The organism is Actinokineospora sp. (assembly GCF_050699995.1).
In the GTDB taxonomy this organism is placed as follows: Bacteria; Actinomycetota; Actinomycetes; order Mycobacteriales; family Pseudonocardiaceae; genus Actinokineospora.
Window position 1 is genome coordinate 1 of record NZ_JBOHGC010000096.1, and the last position, 16,998, is coordinate 16,998.

At 70.1% G+C, this 16,998-nt stretch carries 15 protein-coding genes and 1 pseudogene; 2 read left to right on the forward strand and 14 right to left on the reverse strand.

Features of this window, described 5'->3' with window-relative positions; all coding sequences use genetic code 11:
* The 9 genes and pseudogenes from ACRDSQ_RS05630 to ACRDSQ_RS05670 all read right to left on the reverse strand — a co-directional run.
* Positions 1 to 2,103: polyribonucleotide nucleotidyltransferase (locus ACRDSQ_RS05630; RefSeq protein WP_431419394.1), on the reverse strand; the 2,103-nt coding region annotated here is incomplete at its 3' end.
* A 254-nt stretch (positions 2,104 to 2,357) separates the two neighbouring features.
* Positions 2,358 to 2,627 carry a 30S ribosomal protein S15 gene (gene rpsO / locus ACRDSQ_RS05635; protein ID WP_091371089.1) on the reverse strand — a complete coding sequence of 90 codons (270 nt, stop codon included), beginning with the start codon at positions 2,625 to 2,627 and terminating at the stop codon, positions 2,358 to 2,360.
* Between the two features lie 106 nt (positions 2,628 to 2,733).
* Entirely contained in the window at positions 2,734 to 3,231 is a 498-nt protein-coding gene (locus ACRDSQ_RS05640) for a 2'-5' RNA ligase family protein (protein WP_431419396.1), read from the reverse strand.
* Positions 3,228 to 3,698 carry an XRE family transcriptional regulator gene (locus ACRDSQ_RS05645; protein ID WP_431419398.1) on the reverse strand — a complete coding sequence of 157 codons (471 nt, stop codon included), beginning with the start codon at positions 3,696 to 3,698 and terminating at the stop codon, positions 3,228 to 3,230. The genes ACRDSQ_RS05640 and ACRDSQ_RS05645 overlap by 4 nt, the downstream gene beginning before the upstream one ends.
* Positions 3,699 to 3,768: 70 nt before the next feature.
* Entirely contained in the window at positions 3,769 to 4,719 is a 951-nt protein-coding gene (locus ACRDSQ_RS05650; RefSeq protein WP_431419400.1) for a bifunctional riboflavin kinase/FAD synthetase, read from the reverse strand.
* 356 nt (positions 4,720 to 5,075) lie between these two features.
* Positions 5,076 to 5,195: pseudogene (locus tag ACRDSQ_RS05655) on the reverse strand (GNAT family N-acetyltransferase); the annotation flags it as partial.
* An 11-nt stretch (positions 5,196 to 5,206) separates the two neighbouring features.
* The gene (truB, locus tag ACRDSQ_RS05660; RefSeq protein ID WP_431419402.1) at positions 5,207 to 6,115 is read right to left on the reverse strand and encodes a tRNA pseudouridine(55) synthase TruB; all 909 of its coding nucleotides are present in this window, start codon (positions 6,113 to 6,115) and stop codon (positions 5,207 to 5,209) included.
* 11 nt (positions 6,116 to 6,126) lie between these two features.
* Positions 6,127 to 7,455 (reverse strand): MFS transporter, encoded by a 1,329-nt coding sequence (locus ACRDSQ_RS05665; protein ID WP_431419403.1) that lies wholly within the window; start codon positions 7,453 to 7,455, stop codon positions 6,127 to 6,129.
* Positions 7,456 to 7,550: 95 nt separating this feature from the next.
* Positions 7,551 to 8,843, reverse strand: a complete 1,293-nt coding sequence (locus ACRDSQ_RS05670; protein WP_431419405.1) for an MATE family efflux transporter — start codon at positions 8,841 to 8,843, stop codon at positions 7,551 to 7,553.
* Between the two features lie 65 nt (positions 8,844 to 8,908).
* Between ACRDSQ_RS05670 and ACRDSQ_RS05675 the strand changes: the two genes are divergently transcribed.
* Positions 8,909 to 9,424, forward strand: coding sequence for a CGNR zinc finger domain-containing protein (locus ACRDSQ_RS05675; protein ID WP_431419406.1), 516 nt, complete (start codon positions 8,909 to 8,911; stop codon positions 9,422 to 9,424).
* Positions 9,425 to 9,670: 246 nt separating this feature from the next.
* Here ACRDSQ_RS05675 and ACRDSQ_RS05680 read toward each other — a convergent pair whose 3' ends face one another.
* A complete protein-coding gene (locus ACRDSQ_RS05680; protein ID WP_431419408.1) occupies positions 9,671 to 11,092 on the reverse strand; it encodes a sensor histidine kinase in 1,422 nt (473 codons plus the stop codon).
* Complete coding sequence (locus ACRDSQ_RS05685) at positions 11,092 to 11,805, reverse strand: response regulator transcription factor (RefSeq protein ID WP_431419409.1); 714 nt, start codon at positions 11,803 to 11,805, stop codon at positions 11,092 to 11,094. Before ACRDSQ_RS05685 ends, ACRDSQ_RS05680 begins: the two co-directional genes overlap by 1 nt.
* A 100-nt stretch (positions 11,806 to 11,905) precedes the next feature.
* On the opposite strand from ACRDSQ_RS05685, the gene ACRDSQ_RS05690 reads away from it, so the two are divergent.
* Positions 11,906 to 14,083, forward strand: coding sequence for an MMPL family transporter (locus tag ACRDSQ_RS05690; protein ID WP_431419411.1), 2,178 nt, complete (start codon positions 11,906 to 11,908; stop codon positions 14,081 to 14,083).
* Between the two features lie 56 nt (positions 14,084 to 14,139).
* On the opposite strand, the gene ACRDSQ_RS05695 is transcribed toward ACRDSQ_RS05690, so the two are convergent.
* From ACRDSQ_RS05695 to accA, 3 genes are all read right to left on the reverse strand, one after another.
* Positions 14,140 to 15,519, reverse strand: a complete 1,380-nt coding sequence (locus tag ACRDSQ_RS05695; RefSeq protein WP_431419413.1) for an acetyl-CoA carboxylase biotin carboxylase subunit — start codon at positions 15,517 to 15,519, stop codon at positions 14,140 to 14,142.
* The gene (locus ACRDSQ_RS05700; RefSeq protein ID WP_431419415.1) at positions 15,516 to 15,977 is read right to left on the reverse strand and encodes an acetyl-CoA carboxylase biotin carboxyl carrier protein; all 462 of its coding nucleotides are present in this window, start codon (positions 15,975 to 15,977) and stop codon (positions 15,516 to 15,518) included. Before ACRDSQ_RS05700 ends, ACRDSQ_RS05695 begins: the two co-directional genes overlap by 4 nt.
* Positions 15,970 to 16,998, reverse strand: a 1,029-nt coding sequence (gene accA, locus ACRDSQ_RS05705) for an acetyl-CoA carboxylase carboxyl transferase subunit alpha (protein WP_431419416.1), incomplete at its 5' end; no start/stop codon positions are given. The genes accA and ACRDSQ_RS05700, both read right to left, overlap by 8 nt.

Here is a 16,998-nt window from a genome sequence, read left to right on the forward strand (position 1 = left end):
GACCACGTCGTCGACGCTCTCGACCCGCTTGCCGCCGGCCAGGGCACGCAGCTTGGAGATGTGAACCAGGCCGTCCTTGCCCGGCAGCAGCGAGACGAACGCGCCGAACGCGGCGGTCTTGACCACCGTGCCCAGGAACCGCTCGCCCACCTTCGGCATCTGCGGGTTCGCGATGGCGTTGATCATGCCGATCGCCGCCTCGGCGGACGGGCCGTCCGCGGCACCGACGTAGATCGTGCCGTCATCCTCGATGGAGATGTCGGCGCCGGTCTGCTCGGTGATCGAGTTGATCATCTTGCCCTTCGGGCCGATGACCTCGCCGATCTTGTCGACCGGGATCTTCACGCTGGTGACCCGCGGGCTGTACGGCGACATCTCGTCCGGGCCGTCGATCGCCTCGGCCATGACCTCGAGGATCGTGTACCGGGCGTCCTTGGCCTGGTCGAGCGCCTTGGCCAGCACGTCGGACGGGATGCCGTCGAGCTTGGTGTCGAGCTGCAGCGCGGTGACGAACTGCTTCGTGCCCGCGACCTTGAAGTCCATGTCGCCGAACGCGTCCTCGGCGCCGAGGATGTCGGTCAGCGCGACGTACTCCGTCTTGCCGTCGACCTCATCGGACACAAGGCCCATGGCGATGCCCGAGACCGGCGCCTTGAGCGGCACACCGGCGTTGAGCAGCGACAGGGTGGACGCGCAGACCGAGCCCATCGAGGTCGAGCCGTTGGAGCTCAGGGCCTCGGAGACCTGGCGGATCGCGTAGGGGCACTCGTCACGCTTGGGGAGAACGGGCATGAGCGCCCGCTCGGCCAGCGCGCCGTGGCCGATCTCGCGGCGCTTCGGCGAACCGACGCGACCGGTCTCACCGGTGGAGAACGGCGGGAAGTTGTAGTGGTGCATGTAGCGCTTGTGCGTCTCGGGGGACAGCGAGTCGATCTGCTGCTCCAAGCGCAGCATGTTCAGCGTGGTGACACCCAGGATCTGGGTCTCGCCGCGCTCGAACAGCGCCGAGCCGTGGGCGCGCGGGATGAGCGCGACCTCGGCGGACAGGCTGCGGATGTCGGTCAGGCCGCGGCCGTCGATGCGGACCTTGTCGCGCAGGATGCGCTGGCGGACCAGCTTCTTGTTCAGCGAGCGGAACGCCGCGCCGATCTCCTTCTCGCGACCCTCGAACGCCTCCTGGGCGCCGACCTTCTCCAGGCACAGGGCCTTGACCTCGTCGATGCGGGACTCACGGTCCTGCTTGCCCGCGATGGTCAGCGCCTGCGCGAGCTCGTCGCTCACGGCCGCCGCGACGGCGTCGTAGGCGTCGGGCTGGTAGGCGGGGTAGGTCGGGAACTCACCGGTCGCCTTGGCGGCGTTGGCGGCGAGCTCGGCCTGCGCGTCGCACAGGACCTTGATGAACGGCTTGGCGGCCTCGAGGCCCTGGGCGACGACCTCTTCGGTCGGCGCGGTGGCGCCCTCGGCGATCAGGTCGATCACGTTGTCGGTGGCCTCGGCCTCGACCATCATGATCGCGACATCGTCGTTCACGACACGACCGGCGACGACCATGTCGAACACAGCGGTCTTGAGCTGCTCGTAGGTCGGGAACGCGATCCACTGGTCCCCGACGAGCGCGACCCGCACAGCGCCGATGGGGCCCGAGAAGGGCAGCCCGGCGAGCTGGGTGGACGCCGACGCGGCGTTGATCGCCACGACGTCGTAGAGGTCCTGCGGGTTCAGGGACTGGACGGTGATCACGACCTGGATCTCGTTGCGGAGACCGTCGACGAACGACGGGCGCAGCGGGCGGTCGATGAGCCGGCAGGTGAGGACGGCGTCCGTGGACGGACGGCCTTCACGGCGGAAGAACGCGCCGGGGATGCGACCCACGGCGTACATGCGCTCTTCGACGTCCACGGTCAGCGGGAAGAAGTCGAAGTGCTCCTTCGGGTGCTTCGACGCGGTCGTCGCCGACAGCAGCATGGTCTCCTCGTCGAGGTAGGCCACGACACTGCCCGCGGCCTGGCGGGCCAGGCGGCCCGTCTCGAAGCGGATGGTGCGCGTGCCGTACTTGCCGTTATCGATGACGGCAGTCGACTCGTGCACGGTGTTTTCAGTCATGTATTCGGTACTCCTCGTATGCGAGCCAGCGCGCAACCCGAGCACGGGCGCGGTTCGGACGAGGCCGGTCTTCGATCGAAGTCCTCGGGGCCACACGACACTCCCTGTGTCGGTCGGCTGTACCCGGGAACCACTACCGAGGACCGGCGAACTTGGTCCCGTGGTGCGCGGCGTGCTGGCTCTGTTGTGTTCTGCGTCTTTGTTGAGTTTTGGGTGGGGGGAGTGGCCTGATGGCCACTCCCCCCAAGGTCACGCTATCGGCGCAGGCCGAGTCGCTGGATCAGCGACCGGTAGCGCTCGATGTCCACCTTCGTCAGGTAGTTGAGCAGCCGACGGCGACGGCCGACGAGCAGCAGCAGACCACGACGCGAGTGGTGGTCGTGCTTGTGCATCTTGAGGTGTTCGGTGAGGTCCTTGATGCGCTTGGTGAGGAGCGCGATCTGGGCCTCGGGTGATCCAGTGTCCGAGTCGTGCACGCCGTACTCGGTGAGGATCGTCTTCTTCTGGTCGGTGGACAGAGCCACTCGTCAACTCCTTGTTCATCTGTCCCGTGCGGCCCGAGCTGGGATTTCACACTCGGGTGAGTCGGTACCGGCCGCCACGGACTGCAGCCGGACCCAATCACCAAGGTTAGCAGGTAGGCCTCGGTTGCTCCGCGTGGAGCAGCCTGACCTGGCCGATCGGCGTGTAGACAGGCCCGCGCTCGCTCGTGAAGAGGACGAGCTCACTCGGGGTCCACTCAGGGCCGGTGTAATCGTCGAGACCCAGCTGGACCTGCTGGTCCTTGGGCCACCGAGCGATGGTCACGTGCGGGATGTACTCCTCGGGGCTGCGACCGGCCGCCGCGACGATCGCGGGGAGGGCGCCGTCGGCCTGGACTCCGATCCAGCCGACTCCGGGGAACGTTCCCGACCCGCGCAGCCTAAGGCGCGGAGCGGGCAGTGTCATGTCGATTTCCTCGAGGGCGGCGACCCGGGCCCGCAGGTCGTCCTCGCCGTGGAAGACGACGGTGATGTGCCAGGTGTCGCGGCCGAGCGATTTCACGCCCGCAGGAAGTTTCGGGAGGTAGTCGGCCAAGTGGTCTGAGACCGGGTCGGGCAGGGGGAACGCGGTGAAAAGCCTGGTCATGTTCGCTTTCCGGCGTGCCGGAGCAGCTCGGCGAGTTCGGGGAAACGGCCGTCGAGCGCCGCGGCGGCCTCGGTGAGGTGGTCGGACGGGATGAGCCTGCGCAGCGCCATGATCGCGCTGCGGCCGACGTCGACGGGCAGGTTGTCCCTGGTCACGGCGGGCTTGGAGGAGCGGACGTCGTCGAGCGCGCGCTGCAGTGCCTCGCGGCGGCCGGAGGCGACGTCGGGCGTGAGGATCTTGCGTTCGAGCATGATCAGCCGGGCGAGGACCGCGGGGTTGCCGATCTTGGCGCGGCGGCCGCTCATGACCTGGCTCAGCATCGGCGCGCTGATCCCCAGCACGTCGGCGAGGCCGGCCTGGGAGACGTCGAAGGCGACCACCAGTCTGCGGACACGATCGCCAAGGGGCTCCCCGTACCACTCCCGCTGCAGCGCGATGTTGCGCTGGACGATCTTGTGGTCCTCCACGTTCGCCTCTCTCTTGACGTCTGCCTGCGGTTATCTTGCCAGGCTCATGCGACGCTCGTGGGCGAATCGGTTACTCGGTGTCAAGGAGCTCGCGGGTGCGGGCGACGTCGAGGTGCATCTGCTCGACCAGGGCCTCCGAGGAGGGGTACTTCTCCATGGCGCGCAACCGCTCGACGAAGTCGATGGCCACCCGCTGCCCGTAGAAGTCCTCGTCGACGTCGAGCACGAACGCCTCGACCCGGCGCTCGCGGCCGGAGAACGTCGGGTTGGTGCCGACGGACACCGCGGCGGTCAGCGGGCCGCGGTTGGCGCTGTTGAGCAGGGTGAACTGGCACGCGTAGACACCGTCGGCGGGCACGGCGGCGAAGCGCGGGGTGGAGAGGTTGGCCGTGGGGAAACCCAGCTCGTGGCCGCGGCCGTCGCCGCGCACGACGATTCCTTCGAGCCGGTGCGGCCGCCCCAGCGCGGCCTGCGCGGCCCGGACGTCCCCGGCGTCGATGCAGGCGCGGATGTAGGTGGAGGAGAAGGTGATCTCGCCGCTGGAGTCGGCGGTGACGAGCTTGGCGCCCTCGGTGGAGAAGCCGAAGCGGTGGCCCAGCTTGGTCAGCAACTCGACGTTGCCGAGCGCGCGGTTGCCGAAGGTGAAGTTCTCGCCCACCACGACGGCGGCGATGTGCAGGCGCTCGACGAGCACCTCGTGCACGAACTCCTCGGCGGTGACCTTGGACAGCTCGGGGGTGAAGGGCAACACACACAGGGCGTCCACGCCGAGGCTCTCGACCAGCTCGGCCTTGCGGCGCAGGGTGGTGAGCTGGGCCGGGTGGCTGCCGGGGCGGACCACCTCGGACGGGTGCGGGTCGAACGTCACCAGGACGCAGGGCAGACCCCGGTCCCGGGCGATCTCGACCGCCCGGCTGATCAGCTCCTGGTGTCCGCGGTGCACACCGTCGAACACGCCGATGGTCGCCACACAGCGACCCCACCCACTCGGAAGGTCCTCAAGTCCGCGCCATCGCTGCACGGTTCCACCCTAGTGGCTCTTGATAACCACGCCACCGTGTCCCGTCACACCTGGGGACGACGTTCCCGAACGTTCAAGCCGATGAATGCCGCGTTCACGACCCGGCTCAAGTCCCGGGTCTCGGGGCGTTGCTTGAAGCCCGCCGCCTTGTAGGTGGCGACGGCGCCGACGTTGGCCGTGGCCGCGGTAGTCGCGATGCACCAACGTCAAGAACGGCGAGTCCAACGTTCGGAGCGTGGCGTTGTGGCTTCGGTATGAGGCTGTGCGATTCCCGATCGCGGACTCCACGTGACGAACGTCGAACTCGCTGTCCTGAACGTTGGACTCGCTGTTTGAACGTTGGACTCGCGAATGGTGATCGTCAGTCGCAGCAGCTCGGGACCGTCGAGCAGGCCGACGGCGAGAATCCGCCCGTCCGGGCTCCAGGTCCGCACCGCCTCGGCTGTGGCGTCCGCGCCGAAGCGCCAGAGGCATCCGTTTACCGGCGCTACGGGACGTTGAGGACGACCAACGCGCGGGAGGTGGTGCCCTCGTCGACGCCCAGGGCCACGGCCTTGCCCGCCGGGTCGAAGATGCCGTAGGTGCCCTCGATGCCCGCCGCGGGGAGTTTGCGGCCGTGGGCGAGTGCGGTGGTTTCGGCCTTGCCCAGGTCGCGGCGGGGGAAGGCCGCGGCGACGGCGCCCTCCATGTCCAGCGACAGGGCCGGGTCGGTCTCCAGCTGCTCCAGCGTGCGGGCCAGGCGCAGGTCGAACGGGCCGACGCGGGTGCGGCGCAGCGCCGCGAGGTGGCCGCCGACGCCCAGGGCCGCGCCCAGGTCGCGGGCCAGGGCGCGCACATAGGTGCCCGAAGAGCAGTCGACCATCACGTCCAGGTCGATCCCGTCCTCTGCGCGCTGGGTGCCGAGCAGGTCGAAGCGGAACACGGTGACCGGGCGGGCCGGGATCTGGACGTCCTCGCCCGCGCGGACGCGGGCGTAGGCGCGCTTTCCGTCGATCTTGACCGCGCTCACCGAGCTCGGGACCTGCTCGATCGCGCCGGTCAGCGCGGCGATGCCTGCCGCGATGGCCTCGTCGGTGACCGCCGCCAGGGCTGCCGGGTCGGGCTCGCCGAGGAATTCGCCTTCGGCGTCGTCGGTGGTCGTGCCCGCGCCGAGGCGGATGGTGGCCAGGTAGGTCTTGCGGTCGAGCGCGAGGTGGCCCAGGAGCTTCGTGGCCCGCTCGACCCCCAGCACGAGGACGCCGGTCGCCATCGGGTCGAGGGTGCCGGCGTGGCCGACCTTGCGGGTGCCGATGATGCGGCGGACACGGGCGACGACGTCGTGCGAGGTCATCCCGGGTGCCTTGTCGACGACAAGGAGACCGGGGGCGACGGGCTGGCGCTGGCTGGGGCGAGACACGAGCGGGAATCCTATGACGACGCTGAATCCGCGTGCGTCCGGATGTCCCAGGAGCGACGCTGGATGACCACTGGCACCGACTCGCCACGGGCGTCCGCGGCCAGGACGGCGGCCCGGGCACGCCGCCACCAGACGCCGGTGCGCCACGCGCCGAAGAGCAGCATCACCGCTATGGCAAGGAAAGCGACGCGGAACGCGGCCGCGTCGGCCTGGTTGGAGTCGTCGCCGAGGAGCAACCCGATGGCGAGGGTGGTGACGGTGATCGCGAAGAAGCCGCCGACGTTGACCACGCCGCTGGCCGTCCCGACCCGCACGATCGGGTTGTAGTCGCGGGCGAGGGCGAACCCGACGCCGGACAGCGGGCCGCCGATGGCGATGAAGCCGAACGCGACGGTCACCAGCGGCGCCGGGACGACCCCGCCGGGCCAGCCGAGCAGCACCGCCCACACACCGACGGAGATGGCGATATACGCGGCGACGATCGGCACCCGCAGCGCGGGCCTGCGGCCGGTGACCTCGCCGATGACCGGGCCGGTCACGCCCGCCATCACCACGAGCAGGCTCAGCACCCCGCCCGCGGCGGCCTCGGACATGCCCTGCGCCTTGACCAGGTACGGGAATCCCCACAGCAGGCCGAGCACCGACGGCGCGAACATGGTGGAGAAGTGGACCCAGAACCCGAGCCGGGTGCCGGGCGTCTGCCAGGCCCGCCGGACCTGGTCGACCACTTCGGACAGGGTCGACGCGGTCGACCGGTGGACCGGGGCGCCCGCCGGGGTGTCCCGAACGCGCCAGGCCACGATGCCCGCGTAGGCCATGGTGACGGCGCCGGTGACGGCGAAGGTCCACACCCAGCCCGCATGAGCCAGGGCGAAGGTCAGCGGGACGGTCGAGGCGAGGTTGCCTACCGTGCCCAGGGCGGCGGTGATGGCGGTGACCGTGGCGTAGCGGCGCGGCGGGTAGTAGGCGGCGACGAGGCGCAGGACGCTGACGAACGTCATCGCGTCGCCGAGGCCGAGCACGCCGCGCGCGAGCAAGGCGATGCCGTAGGACGGGGCGAGGGCGAACAGGAGCTGGCCTAGTCCGATGAGGATGGCCGCCGCGGTGAGGGTGCGGCGCGGGCCGAAGCGGTCGACGAGCAGGCCGGTGGGGATCTGCATGGCGGCGTAGACGCCGATCTGCAGGACCGTGAACACACCGAGCGCGGCGGGGCCGATGTCGAAGCGGGCGGCGGCTTGCAGGCCCGCGACACCGAGGGACGTGCGGTTGAACACCGCGAGGAGGTAGACCGTGGCCGCGGTTGCCCAGATCACCAGCGCGGTGCGCGTGGTGCCCGACACGGCGGCTCTCCCGTCTTCGCGAAGTGGTCTCGACCAGTGTGTCTTTCTGAACCGAAAGATTGTTAGCCTAGCTAACCGTGTTCTCGGTCACAGTCCTAAGTGGACGCTCCGACGACGGCCCAGCGGCCCGCCCGGATTCGGGCGAGGATCGTGGCCAGGCGGATCACCATGAACAGGCTCAGGCCGGTCCAGATGCCGATCAGTCCCCAACCGAGCACGTGTGAGATCCAGACAAGCGGGAGGAATCCGAGGACCGCGCCGGCGAGCGTCGCCGTGCGCAGGAAGCGCGCGTCACCCGCGCCGAGGAGCACGCCGTCAAGCGCGAACACCACGCCCGCGACCGGCTGCAGCGCGACGAAGAACCACCAGGCGTGCGGGATCTCTTGCAGGACAACGGGATCAGTCGTGAAGGCGAGCGGCAGCAGACCGGCGAGAGCGGCGAAGACGACCCCGAGCGCGCAGCCGAAGACGAGCCCATAGCCGGTGAGCTTGCGGGCGAGCACCCTGGCCCGCTTGTCGTCCCCGGCCCCGAGGGCCGCGCCCACGAGGGACTGCGCGGCGATGGCGAGGGAGTCGAGCACCAGGGCGAGGAACGTCCACAACTGGAGCACGACCTGGTGCGCGCCGACCGCGCCGACGGAGGTCCGCGCGGCGACCGCGGCGGCGGAGACGAAGCAGGCCTGGAACGCCAGGCTGCGCAGGATCAGATCGCGGCCGAGGACCAGTTGGGCGCGCATGATCTTCGGGTGCGGTCGGCGTTCCACGCGTTCGGACATGAGCGCGCGCAGGAAGAGCCCACCGGCAAGCAGCTGACCGGCGACGTTGGCCACGGCCGAGCCGTCGAGGCCCCAGTCGAGCCCGTGGACGAGGAACGGGCAGAGGACGGCGGAGGTCGCGTTGCCCGCGAGGACGTAGCGCAGGGGTCGCCCGGTGTCCTGCACTCCGCGCATCCAGCCGTTGCCCGCGAGGGTCACCAAGATCATCGGGACGCCGAGGAGGGCGATGCGCAGCCAGCCGGTGGCCGCGTCCGCGAGATCGCCCGGCCCGGCCAGCGCGCGGGCGATGGGACCGGCCAGGAGCTGGCCGACCCCGACGATCACGACACCGACGGCGAGCGCCAGCCAGGTCGCCTGGATCCCCTCGGCCACCGCGTCCGCGCGTCTGCCCGCGCCGTGGAGCCGGGCGGCGCGGGCGGTGGTGCCGTAGGACAGGAAGGTCAACTGGGTCGACAGGACCGCGAGGACGATCGCCCCCACCCCCAGCGCCCCGAGTTCCCTGGCGCCGAGGTGACCGACGACGGCGGTGTCGACGAGCAGGTAGAGCGGCTCGGCGGCCAGCACCGGCAGCGCGGGGACGGCGAGACGCAGCACTTGACGCAGGTCACGCATGGTCCACCGTCCGGGTAAGGTGTGAGAACGTGTTTCGCACCTGACAGTAGCCGTAAGGACCGCCTGTGGACAACGCTGATTACCTCGACGTGGCCCTCCGGCTCGCGAACGCCGACCTGCTGGACCTCCCCGGACTCCAGGCGGCACTGCACGACGAACCTTGGTGGTCCTCGCGGGCGACCTCCGCCGACGTCGAGACCCTGCGCACCGTCGCCACCACGATCCGCACCACCCTGGACGCGGCGGTGCGCGGGGACGGGGATGCGGCACTGACGTCGGTGAACGGGCTGCTGGCCGAACACCCGCCGCGCCCCCGGGTCTCGGGCCACGGCGCCGGCGGCTGGCACATCCACGTGGCCGACCCGGACGCCTCCCCCGCCACCGAGGTCGCCGCCGCGTCCGCGTGGGGACTCGCACAGGCGCTCGTGCGGCACCCGCTGAGCCGGTGGGGCCACTGCGCGGCGGAGGGATGCGGGAACTACTACCTCGACAGCTCCACCAACCAGGCGAAGCGCTTCTGCTCACCGCGGTGTGCGAATCGCGTTCACGTGGCGGCGTTCCGATCGCGACACCGGGGCTAGACGGCCTGTTACAAAACCGGGTCGGCAGGCGACTCCTAGTGACACGACGTCACGAGGAGTCCTGATGATGGATGAGCACGCTCCAGCCTGGCCGGTCTCCGAATCGGACGGTGCCGTGATCGACGCGACCATCGCCCCTCCCCCTCCCGTCGCGCGTGCAACGCAAACTGTTCAAGCGCGAGCGCACAGTGCGGGAACGGATTCGCCCGGCCATCCGGCAACCGGTGGTGGTCGGCCTAGCGCCTGCTAGCCATGGAGGTCGGCGCGGACATCTCCCAGCGGCAAGCGAACCACGAACGTTGTCCCGCTTTCCCCATTCGACCTCACCGTCGCGGAGCCGCCGTGGGCAGCGGCCACCGAGGACACAATGGATAGTCCGAGACCCGCGCCACCATGATCGCGCAGCCGCTCCGAATCCCCGCGGTAGAAGCGTTCGAACACGTGCGGCAGGTCGTCCACCGCGACCCCCGGGCCATTGTCGGCGACCTCCACGACCGCGTCGTGGTCCTCCGGGCGCACTCGGACAACCGCGCTCGTCCCCGGGGGCGTGTGCTGGATGACGTTCGCCAACAAATTTCCCAGCACCTGCCGCAGCCGATCCGCGTCTCCGGCGACCGAAACCGGTGTGGCCTCCAGCTCGAAGCGATGGTCGGGGGACGCGGCGTTCGCGTCGGCCACCGCGTCGGTTGCCAGGGCGGCCAACGGGACCGGTTCGCGTTCCAGTGGTCTTCCTTGGTCGAGGCGGGCGAGGAGCAGCATCTCGTCCACCAGCACACCCATCCGTTCCGCCTCCGACTCGATCCGGCGCATCGCCATGGCGAGGTCGTCCGGACGGGCGGCGGCTCCCCGGCGGAAGAGTTCGGCGTATCCGCGGATGGTCGCGACCGGGGTGCGCAGTTCGTGGGACGCGTCGGCGATGAAGCGGCGGAGGCGGGTCTCAGACGACTCCCGCTCACGGAAGGCGGACTCGATCTGGCCGAGCATCGCGTTGAGGGCGGTGCCGAGTCTGCCGACTTCCGTTCGGGCATCGGCACCGTCGATCCGGCGGGTCAAGTCGCCTGAGCCAATGGCGGCAGCGGTCTCGGAGATGTCATCGAGCGGACGCAGGCTCCGGCGCACCACGCGCGGCGACAACAGGGCCAGTGCGACAATGGCGACCGCGCTGGTGATGATCGCGACGTTGGTGACCCGCGAGATCAGCTCATCGGCCTTCTCGGTGCGCATGGCGACCACGACGATGGCACCGCGCTCGGCCAGCCGCGACGTGCGCACCAGCCAGTTCCCGTCCACGTCGGCGAACCACTCGCCGTCGGGATTCTCGGCGGTCAGCTCGCGCGGCCACAGGGCGGGGGTCAGCGGGTCCGGCAACTCGGGGACAGCGCCGAACGACACCGTTCGCAGCACCTGCCCATCCGCGCCGCGCACCTGGAAGAACGAGGGGATCTCGCCCTTCTCGGCGGCGGCCCGCCAAGGCCCGGGCGCGTCGCGCGCGAGTTGCCTGCCTGCCAGGAGATCGGCGCGCACCTCACGGCCGACAGTGGCCAGGACATCATCGTTGGCGTCGCCGGACCAGTCCTGCAGCGCGCCGAAGATCGCGCCGACGGAGGCGCCCAGTGCGAGGACGAGCAGGCCCATCATCGTCAGGACGAGCCGCTTGCGCAGAGACATCAGGCCGTCGCACCCTTGCGCGCCTCCGGCATCCGCACCACATAGCCGACGCGGGCGATGGTGTGGATCAACGGCGGCTCGAACGCGTCGACCTTGCGGCGCAGGTAGGAGATGTAGGTCTGCACGACGCCGTCGTTGCCGCCGAAGTCGTATTCCCAGACGTGGTCGAGGATCTGCCGCTTGGACAGCACCCGGCCGGCGTTGGACACCAGGTAGCGCAACAGTTTGAACTCGGTCGGGGTGAGGTCGATCAGCTCCCCATGGCGGCGCGCGGCGTGCGCGTCCTCATCGATCTCCAGGTCCGCGAAAGTCAGCACGCCGCCAGTGCGAGCGCCGGGCCGGGTTCGGCGCAGCACGGCCCGCACCCGTACAACGAGTTCCTCCAGGCTGAACGGCTTGGTGACGTAGTCGTCGCCGCCGACGGTCAAGCCCGTGATCTTGTCCTCTGTGGCGTCGCGCGCGGTCAGGAAAACCACGGGCGCCTCGATGCCGTCGCGGCGGAGTTTGCGGCAGATGTCGATGCCGGAACCGTCGGGCAGCATCACGTCGAGGACGATCAGGTCGGGGACGAACGTCTCCACCCGGCTCATGGCCTCACGCCCGGACCGCGCTGTGGTCGTCTCGAACCCCTCGTAGCGCAGTGCCGTGGCCACGAGATCTGCCAGGTAGCGCTCGTCGTCGACGACCAGGACCCGTATCGGAGTGTCAGTCACGCGTTCAGTGTGTCCCAAGGCGGGCGCGGATACCGGGTTTGACAGAGAACTCTAAGACCGGTCGCAGAGCGCCTGAAGATCTTCCTGGTGACCTTGTGTCATGGAAACTCTGTCCAGGTTCGTGTTGGGGCGCAAACGCCTGGTCGGCGTGCTGACCCTGGTCCTGCTGCTGGCCGGTGGCGGTGCGATCGCGCTGCTGCTGCCGTCGGTCTCCGAGCGCAACGCCTATCCGGGTCTGCCCGGCTATGAGGCGAATCAGCGCATCATGTCCACCTATGGCACGGGCGGTTACGAGCGGCCCTTCCTGCCCGTCGTCACGCTCCCCGAAGGGGTGACGGTCGAGTCGCCGGGTGTTCGCGACCGGCTCGGCGAGGCGTTCGACGCGGCGGCGCGGGAGACGAAGGGCCGGGTCGTGTCGTTCGCCGACACCGGCGACCGCGTGTTCGTCGGCGCCGACGGGCGTACCACTTTCGGGTTGGTTTTCGGCGGTCCCGTGGAGCAGGGCGGCCTTCCGGGCAGCGCGCTGGGCGAGGGCGCGGTCCTCGACTCGGTGATCTCCGACGCGATGCGGCCGCGGCTGCCCACGGGAGCCGCCCTGCACGTCACCGGCCTGGACCCGCTCGCGACCGGCGCCGACACGGGCGGACTCAACGTGCCGGTGAAGCTGCTGGTCACGATCGCGGCGGCCATTCTCGTGCTCGCCTGGGTGTTCCGGTCGTCGCTGGCCTTCGTTCCGCTGCTGACGGCGTTCGTCGCGATTCCGGTGTCGTTCGTGGGGCTGCTCGTGGCGAGCCTGTTCATCGAGGTGCACGAGACGACGCTGATCATGTTGCCGCTGTTCGGGATCGGCATCGCCATCGACTACGCGCTGATTCTGGTCACCCGATGGCGGGAGGAACGGGCCCACGGGGTCGAGGGCGACGCCGCCGTGCACCGGGCGATGGCCACCGCCGGTCACGCGATCGTGTTCAGCAGCGCCGCCGTGGCGATCGGCCTGGTGACGATGATCGTGCTGCCGATCCCGCTGCTGCGCAGCCTCGGCGTCGGCGGCACCCTGGTCACGGCGGCTTCGGCGGTTGTCTCGCTGACCCTGCTTCCGCTGGTGCTGGCCAGGTCCGGTCGCAGGCTCGACCGGAAGAAGCGGGTCGACACGCGCGAGGACTCCGCGGGCCGCATGTGGACGAAGTGGGCCGAGATCGTCGTGCGGTTCCGGGTCGTCGCCGCCGTGCTCGCCGCCGGGGTCCTGGTGGCCCTTTCGCTGGTGGCGCTCGGCATCAATCTCAAGGTGCCGCAGACGGGGAACCTCGCGCGGTCCGGCCCGGGCCACGACGGTCTCGCCGCGCTGACCGACGCCGGGGTGCCCTCGGGTGTGCTGACCTCCTTCGACGTCTTCGTCCCGCCGGGCACCTCGCCGGACGGCGTCGTGTCACTCGTTCGTGGCCTGCCCGGCGTGCACGGGGTGGCGACGGCGGACACCGACGCGTGGGCGCGGGACGGGTCGGCGGTCATCACGGTCATGCCGAGCGCGGAGGGCGGCTCCGCGGCCGGTGAGGAGACCATCCGGCGGGTGGTGGACACCGTGCCCGACGGCGTGCTCGTCGGCGGCAACGTCACCCAGCAGATGGACTACGTGGAGGTCACCTACACCGCGTTCCCATGGATGCTGGCGATCCTGTCGCTGGCGACGTACATCATGCTGGCCCGCGCGTTCAGGTCGCTGCTGCTGCCGCTGAAGGCGATCCTGCTCAACCTGCTGTCCCTCGGCGCGGTGCTCGGCGCCATGGTCCTGCTGTGGCAGTGGGGTTGGGGCACCCAAGCGCTGCTCGGCATCCAGCCCGACGGCGCGATCGGCACGTTCGTTCCGGTCACCATCTTCGCGTTCCTCTATGGACTGTCGATGGACTACGAGGTCTTCATCATCGCCCGGATGCGCGAGGAGTACGACCGCACCGGCAGCACGCGCAAGGCCGTGGTCAACGGTGTCGGCCGGACCGGACGCCTGGTCACCTGCGCGGCGCTGATCCTGTTCTTCTCCTTCGCCTCGATGGCGTCCGGCGGCGAACTGGATGTGGCGATCTTCTCGTCCGGCATCGCGCTGGGCATCATCCTGGACGCGACCCTGATCCGTTCGGTGCTGGTGCCCGCGACAGTGGCGATGATGGGCAAGTGGAACTGGTGGCTGCCCGGGTGGGCGGCCCGGGTGCTGCGGGTCCCGCCGTCACCACTGAAGGAGGACACCACGCCCGAACCGGAACCGGTTCTGGTCCCGGTTCGCTGACAGCAAAGGAAACGGGAGTCGGCGACTGTCCGCCGACTCCCGTTTCCCAGCGAAAGCTAGGCCACCCAAGGAGTGAGCACATGCCCGGACATCAGCTCGTCGACGAACTTCGTCGTGTGGGTGGCGTCGCCGAACGATGGGTGCGCCAGCAGCGTGCGCAGCAGCGGGATCGTCGTCGCGACTCCCGGTCCCGAGATCACGAACTCGCCGAGCGCCCGGTCGGCTCTGGCCAGCGCCTCCTGGCGGGTCGGCGCCCACACGACCAGCTTGGCCACCAGCGAGTCGTAGTTTGCCGGAACCGTGTCACCCTGGCGAAAACCGGCGTCGACCCTGGTCCCTGGCCCGCCGGGCACGTGGAACCGCTCAAGCCTGCCCGGGGTCGGCCGGAAGTTCGCCGACGGGTCCTCGGCGTTGACCCGGCACTCGATCGCCACCCCGTCCATCCGCACGGACGCCTGGTCGAAGGACAGCGGATGTCCCTGCGCGACGAGGATCTGCTCGCGGACCACGTCCAGCCCGGTCAGCATCTCCGTCACCGGGTGCTCCACCTGGATTCGGCCGTTGATCTCCATGAACGTCACGGTGCCGCTGGGATCGACCAGAAACTCCATGGTTCCCGCGCCGACATACCCGAGTGCGCGCGCTCCGGCCACGGCGTAGTCCCCGAGCCGGGCCCGCACCTTCGCGGGCAGCAGCGGCGACGGGGATTCCTCGACCAGCTTCTGGTTGCGGCGCTGCAGCGAGCAGTCCCGCTCTCCCAAGTGGACGACCGTGCCGCGGCTGTCCGCGAGCAGCTGCACCTCGACATGGCGCGCCGCGGCGACGTAGCGCTCCAGGTAGACGTCGGCGTTGCCGAACACCTGGCGGGCGAATGCCGTGGTCCGGCGGAAGACCTCAGGCAGGTCCACGGCCGCGGACACGATCTCGATCCCCCGCCCGCCACCGCCCGCAGCCGCCTTGACCACCTGCGGATAGCCGATGCGGTCGCCGATGTCCTGCGCCTCTTCGACGGTGGCCACCGTCCCGTCGCTCCCGGGCAGCACCGGCAGGCCCGCGTCGGCCATCAGCGCGCGCACCCGCGACTTGTCGCCGAGCTCGGTCATCACCGCGGGCGGCGGTCCGATGAACGCGATGCCGTTGTCGGCGCACACCTGGGCGAAGTCCGGGTCCTCGGAGAGGAACCCGTATCCCGGGTGGATGGCGTCGACGCCGTGCCGCAGCGCGGCCTCGATCAGATTGGGCATGTACAGGTAGCTGCGGCGGGCCGCGGGCGGTCCGATGTGGACGGACTCGTCGGCGAAGTCGACAACGGCGCTGTCCCGGTCGGCCGTGGAGTGCACGGCCACGACCCGGATGCCCATCTCCCGACAGGTGCGTGCCACCCGCAGGGCGATCTCGCCGCGGTTGGCGATGAGGACTGTGCGGATCGGCCTCATGACGGCGTCTCCCGCAGCCGGACCAAGGGCTGGCCGAACTCGACTGGCTCCCCGTCGGCGACCGCCACCTGGACCACTTCGCCCGACACGGTCGAGGTGACCGGGTTCATCAGCTTCATCGCCTCGACGATGCCGATCGTGGCGCCCGCCTCGATGTGGTCGCCCACCCGGACGAAAGGCGCCGCGCCTGGCTCCGGCGCCACGTAGAACGTGCCGACCAGCGGCGCCACGATGTCCGTTCCGGCCTCTTGGTCGGCGATCGGCTCCTCGACGTGCTCGGGCTCATCCCGACGTGGGTGGTGGTCGCGAGGCTGGTTGTCCCACGTGACCTCCAGCGAGCAGTCCGCCATCCGCAGCGCGATCGACGCCACCGGGCCCGGGATCGTCTTGACCAGGCTGCCCACCTCCTCCCGCAGCAGCCGCAGCGTCTCCCCCCGGTCGGTCTCGGTCTCAGCCATCCGCCGTCACCCCCATGCCTCGGAACCTCTCGTGCCTGTGTTCACGCAGTTCGTCGCGGCTCAGCCCGCCCAGCTCATCCAGCGTGGCGAGGACCGCGGCCCGAAGTGCCGCCGCCGCCTCGTCGGGCGCCCGCTGGGCCCCGCCATCGGGTTCGGCGATCACGCCGTCGACCACGCCGAGGCGCAGCAGCTCCGTCGGGGTGACGCGCAGCGACTCCGCGACCTCGACGCTGCGCGACGGGTCGCCGAACAAGATCGTCGAGCAGCTCTCCGGGCTGATGACCGAGTAGCAGGTGTTCTCCAGCATCAAGACCCGGTTGGCCACGGCGAGGGCGAGCGCGCCGCCGCTGCCGCCCTCGCCGGTGATCACGCTGACCACGGGCACACCGACCTCGGACATCCCGGCGATGCACTCGGCGACCGCCCACGCCTGGCCGCGTTCCTCCGCGCCGACGCCGGGCGCCGCGCCCTGGGTGTCGACGAAGGTGACGATGGGCAGGTTCAGCCGGTCGGCGAGCCGGGCCAGCCGCAGGACCTTGCGGTAGCCCTCCGGGTGCGGCATGCCGAAGTTGCGGCTCACCAGTTCGGCGGTGTCATGGCCCTTCTGGTGGCCGATCGCCATCACCCAGCGGCCCGCGATGAGCGCGGGACCGCCGATCACCGCCGGGTCGTCGCGCACGCAGCGGTCGCCGCCGAGTTCGATGAAGTCCGTCGCGATCAGGTCGAGGTAGTCGCGCGTGGTCGGCCTGCTGATGTCGCGGGCGAGCCGCAGCGTCTCGGCCGCCGTCCTGGTGTTCGTCGCCGGTGCCTGGATCTCGCCCACGAGCCGCACGGGGCTTGCGGCGGCGACCGCGAGCAGCCTGCTCAGCAGCGGGCGCAAACCTTTGCGCGTCTCGACGCGGTCGAGCATCCCCTTGCCGTGCAAGTACTCCGCGGTCTGGAATCCGGAAGGCAGCGTCTCCCGGGTGGCATTGGCGATGACCCGCGGACCCGCGAAACCGATGAGCGCGCCGGGCTCGGC

Excerpts from the sequence above, each read along its gene's own strand:
- ACRDSQ_RS05670 (WP_431419405.1), bottom strand. The coding sequence starts at position 8,843 with ATGCGTGACCTGCGTCAAGTGCTGCGTCTCGCCGTCCCCGCGCTGCCG.
- ACRDSQ_RS05640 (WP_431419396.1), bottom strand. The coding sequence starts at position 3,231 with ATGACCAGGCTTTTCACCGCGTTCCCCCTGCCCGACCCGGTCTCAGAC.
- ACRDSQ_RS05695 (WP_431419413.1), bottom strand. The coding sequence starts at position 15,519 with ATGAGGCCGATCCGCACAGTCCTCATCGCCAACCGCGGCGAGATCGCC.
- ACRDSQ_RS05700 (WP_431419415.1), bottom strand. The coding sequence starts at position 15,977 with ATGGCTGAGACCGAGACCGACCGGGGGGAGACGCTGCGGCTGCTGCGG.
- ACRDSQ_RS05690 (WP_431419411.1), top strand. The coding sequence starts at position 11,906 with ATGGAAACTCTGTCCAGGTTCGTGTTGGGGCGCAAACGCCTGGTCGGC.
- ACRDSQ_RS05680 (WP_431419408.1), bottom strand. The coding sequence starts at position 11,092 with ATGTCTCTGCGCAAGCGGCTCGTCCTGACGATGATGGGCCTGCTCGTC.